The 4,477-nt window shown below is 73.4% G+C and carries 4 protein-coding genes; all 4 read left to right on the forward strand.

The window, feature by feature from the left end:
- Positions 1-51 precede the first annotated feature (51 nt).
- Entirely contained in the window at positions 52-1,059 is a 1,008-nt protein-coding gene (locus F6X68_RS30920) for a diacylglycerol kinase family protein (RefSeq protein WP_151457563.1), read from the forward strand.
- Positions 1,052-2,053 carry a YihY/virulence factor BrkB family protein gene (locus tag F6X68_RS30925; RefSeq protein WP_151457564.1) on the forward strand — a complete coding sequence of 334 codons (1,002 nt, stop codon included), beginning with the start codon at positions 1,052-1,054 and terminating at the stop codon, positions 2,051-2,053. Before F6X68_RS30920 ends, F6X68_RS30925 begins: the two co-directional genes overlap by 8 nt.
- 79 nt (positions 2,054-2,132) lie before the next feature.
- Positions 2,133-3,623, forward strand: a complete 1,491-nt coding sequence (locus F6X68_RS30930) for a phosphatase PAP2 family protein (protein ID WP_151457565.1) — start codon at positions 2,133-2,135, stop codon at positions 3,621-3,623.
- Between the two features lie 8 nt (positions 3,624-3,631).
- Positions 3,632-4,441: an endonuclease/exonuclease/phosphatase family protein gene (locus F6X68_RS30935; RefSeq protein ID WP_151457566.1), complete on the forward strand. Its 810-nt coding sequence runs from the start codon at positions 3,632-3,634 to the stop codon at positions 4,439-4,441.
- The last annotated feature ends 36 nt before the right edge of the window (positions 4,442-4,477 follow it).

Raw genomic sequence — 4,477 nt, forward strand, 5'->3', positions numbered from 1 at the left:
TCACCGCGCCGCCGGGTCGCTGCCGTGCCGGATCTGCTGCACACTGGCGCCGTGGACCCTCGACAGGACAAGCGACGCGCGGCACCCGACGGCGGTGGCCTGCGCTCCGCCGTGGTGGTCAACCCGGTGAAGGTGGCCGACCTCGACGAACTGCGTCAGACGGTCCACGACGCCCTCGCGGCGGCCGGCTGGCCCGAGCCGCTGTGGTTCGAGACCACGGTCGAGGACCCGGGCCGCGGCCAGACGCAGGAGGCGGTGGAGGCCGGCGTGGACGTCGTCTTCGCCTGCGGCGGCGACGGCACCGTGATGGCCTGCGTCAGCGGCCTGGTCGGCACCGAGGTGGCGCTCGCCGTGCTGCCCCAGGGCACCGGCAACCTCCTCGCGGCCAACCTGGGCCTCTCGGGTGACCTGGCCGCCGGGCTGGAGGTCGCCGTCGAGCGTGGCCGCCGGCTGCTCGACGTCGGCGCGGTCGAGGACCACTACTTCACGGTGATGGCCGGCATGGGCTTCGACGCCCAGATGCTCGCCGACACCTCGGAGACCACCAAGAAGCGGATCGGCTGGCCGGCGTACGTCGTGGGGGCCGCCCGGCACCTGCGCGACCGACCGATGCGGGTCTCGATCCGCATCGATGACCAGCAGCCGATCCGCCGCCGGGCCCGCTCCGTCCTCGTCGCCAACGTCGGCCGCCTCCAGGGCGGGGTGCGGCTGCTCACCGACGCCGAACCGGACGACGGCTACCTCGACGTCGCGGTGCTCACCCCGCGCACGCTGCGGCAATGGCTGGCGCTCGGCTGGGCGGTCGTACGCCGGCAGGACCGCGTCCCCCGCATGGAGGTCTTCAAGGCCAGGCGGGTGGAGATCACCAGCAACCGGGCCCAGCCCCGGGAGCTCGACGGCGATCTCATCGAGCCGGGTCGCACCCTGAAGGCCGAGATCCGGCGGCGGGCGCTGTGGCTCTGCGTGCCGCAGCCGGCGCAGGATCCCGACCTGGCCGAGGACGCGCAGGCGGCCGCCGAGCGTGGTGAGCAGTTGATCGAGGAAGCCCGCCGTGAGTAGCACCCGGATCGTGCCGGAGACCCGGCTGATGTCCGACGAGGAACTCAACGCCGACGACGCCTGGCACACACTGCGCCGGCAGGGCGGCTGGCACCTGCTGCGCGACGCGTTCATCCGGTTCCGCTACGGCGACGGGTTCAGCCACTCGCGCGCCTTCGCGCTGCAACTCTGCCTCGCCGTGGTGCCGTTCCTGATCGCGCTGACCGGCCTGATCAGCGAACTCGGCGTGGAGGAGGGCGGCCGGGTGGTCGCCGACACGGTCCTGGCCCTCACCCCCGGGGCGAGCGAACCGATGGTGGCCGAGCTGCTCGGCGAGGGAGACCGCACCGAACGCGCCGGGGAGCTGGCGCTCGGCCTCGGCATGCTCACCGGCCTGGTCGCGCTGACCACCACCATGGCCCAGATCGAGCGCGGCGCCAACCGGATCTACGGCGTGGAGCGGGACCGGCCCGCGCTGTGGAAGTACGTCCGCGCCAGCGTCCTCGCCCTCACCGCCGGCGTACCGGCGCTCACCGGCTTCCTGATCCTCGTCGGCGGCGGCCCGATGGGCGACTCGGTGCAGCGACACTACGCCTGGGGCGAGTTCGCCAACGGCCTCTGGAACGTGGTGCGCTGGCCGCTCAGCCTGGGCCTGACCGTCCTCGCCGTCGCGGTGATCTTCCGGCACGCCCCCCGCCGCAAGCAGCCCGGCCTGTCCTGGCTCTTCTTCGGCGCCGGCATCGCCACCGCGCTGTGGTGGCTGGCCAGCCTGCTGCTCGCCGCGTACGTGCGGTTCAGCGGCGGGTTCGGCCAGACGTACGGGGCGTTGACCGGGATGATGGCGTTGCTGCTCTGGGCCAACCTGACCGGCATGGCGCTCTTCGGTGGACTCTCCTTCGCCGCCCAGCTGGAGGCGCTGCGCATCGGGGCGCGCGAGCCCGCCCAGCCCGATCTCTGGGAGCCCGAGGCCGAGCGCCAGGAGATCCACGACACGGGCGAGATGAGCTCCCTCTAGCTCCGCATCGGACATCCCTCGGTGTACGCGGAGCGCCGATCGGGTAATGCGGCACGCCAGAAGCGAGAGGGAGGCTGCCGTGGGCGCGGTCAAAGAGGCGTTACGACGACCCTTGGGTCACTTCACCGAACGGACCCTCGCCGGCCTGGCGATCGTGCTCGGCGCCGGGGTCGGTTTCGGGATTCTCCTCGTCCTCGTCCGGACCCGGTGGTCCCCGCTCCACGACGTCGACCACGGCGTGGCCCAGTGGCTCAACGACCTGGTCGCCCCGCACGGGCCGCTGGTGACCGTGCTCAACGCGCTCACCGACCTCGGCGGGCGGGCGGTCATCATCTGGCTGGTGTCGGTCGCCGTGGTCGGCCTGCTGATCCGCAAGCAGGGCCGGCTCGCGGTGTTCCTGATCGTCACCGGCGTCGGCGCGCTCGTCCTCGACCCGGCGCTCAAGACGCTTGTCGACCGGTTGCGCCCCGAGGTGGACGTGCCCATCGGCACGTACGCCGGGGACAGCTTCCCCAGCGGCCACGCGCTCGGCTCGATGGTCGCGTACGGGGCGCTGCTGCTGGTCTTCCTGCCGGCCATGTCGCGCCGCTGGCGCAAGCCCGCGATCGCCCTGGTCGCCCTCGTCGTCTTCCTCATCGGACTGACCCGGATCGCGCTGGGCGTGCACTTCGTCTCGGACGTGCTGGGGGCCTGGCTGCTCGGCGCCGCCTGGCTCGGCGTCACCGCGTACGCCTTCCGGCTCTGGCGGTTGGAGCGCGGCCGGCCGGTCCCGGCGTTGACCGAGGGGCTGGAGCCGGAGGCCGCGCACGACGTGGCGCCCGCCCCCGACGAGGCGCACCTGCTGCCGCACCCCCGGGCCGCCGTGTTCGAGCTGATCGTCGGCTGGGTGCTGATCCTCGGCGCGCTCTACGGCTTCGGCATGTTCGTCAGCTACCACGCCGGCGGCACCTTCTTCGCCACCCTGGACACGGACGTGCCGAGGTGGTTCGCCGAGCACCGCACCCCCGGCCGGGACGACTTCAGCTACTGGTGGAGCAAGGTCGGCGACACCCACGCCATCCTGCTCATCTCGCTGGTCTTCTGCCCGATCGTGCTGGCCGTGTGGCGGCGTTGGCGGCCGGTGCTCTTCGTGGCACTGACCATGTTCGGTGAGCTGAGCCTCTTCCTCGCCTCTGCCGCCGCGGTCGACCGGCCGCGACCGCCCGTCGGCAACCTCGACGGGCCGATGCCGACCTCCTCCTTCCCGTCCGGCCACATCGCCGCCACGCTCTGCGTCTGGGTGGCGATCGCGGTGATCGTCTTTCCGCGTACCGACCGGTGGTGGCGGTGGCTCTTCGTGGCGCTGGCGGTCGTGATGCCGACCGGGGTGGCGATCAGCCGGATGTACCGGGGGATGCACCACCCCACCGACTTCATGGGCGCGATCATCCTCACCACCCTCTGGATCGGGCTGCTCTACTGGGTGCTCCGCCCCAACGAGGACGTCCACGAGGGCAACCGGCCGAGCATCGAGTCCGAGGACGTGCACACCCTCGACGACGAGCTGGCCAAGGCCGGTCGGGCGGACTGACGCCGCCGATGCTGCGGGCGATGACCTGGAACATCCGGACCGGCGGACGGGACTCCGGCGGCGCCGACCGTCGGGACCTGCTGGTCCGGGTCGTCGCCGACCAGCGGCCGGACGTGCTGGCGTTGCAGGAACTGCGGCACTTCGACTCCGGCGACGTGCTCGCCGACTTCGCGGGCCGGGTGGGGATGCGTCCCCACCTGGCCCGTTCCTGCTTCGGCCAGCCGGTGGCGGTGCTGCTGCGCCCGCCGCTGCGCGCCCTCACCGCGACCCGGGTACGCCGGCCGTTCCACCATGCCGCGCAGCGGGTCACCGTGGCGACCACCGCCGGCCCGCTGACGGTGCTGAGCGTCCACCTCGACCCGTACTCGGGGCTGCGGCGGCGCATCGAGGCGGGCTGGGCCGCCGCCGCGCTGCGCCGCGCGCCGGGGGAGCTGGCGCTGCTGGCCGGTGACCTCAACACCCTCGACCCGGTCGCCGACCACACCGACCGCATCGCCCGGCTCCCGGCCGCGTACCGCCGCCGTCACCTGCGCCGGGACGGGCGGACGGTGGAGACCCGCGCGGTGGCCCGGCTGCTCGCCGCCGGCCTGGTCGATCTGTACGCGACGGCGGGGGCGCCCGGCGGCGGGCTGACCGCGCCCACCCGGCACGGCGGCGGGGCGGAGTTCTCCGGGATGCGGCTGGACTACCTGTTCGGCACAGCGGCGCTCGCCGGCCGGGTGCGCGACTGCCGGGTGCCGCGGGGCGGCGAGACCGAGTACGCCTCCGACCACTATCCGGTGGTGGCGGACCTGGACCTGGACCTCGACCCCGCCTGACCGCCCTGCCCCTGCCTACGCCCGGCCTGACCCTCT

This window comes from Micromonospora sp. AMSO12t (assembly GCF_008806585.1).
Lineage (GTDB): Bacteria > Actinomycetota > Actinomycetes > Mycobacteriales > Micromonosporaceae > Micromonospora > Micromonospora reichwaldensis.

What these genes read in the sequence shown, in the direction of transcription:
- F6X68_RS30935 (WP_151457566.1), top strand. Translation starts at nt 3,632, where the DNA reads ATGCTGCGGGCGATGACCTGGAACATCCGGACCGGCGGACGGGACTCC.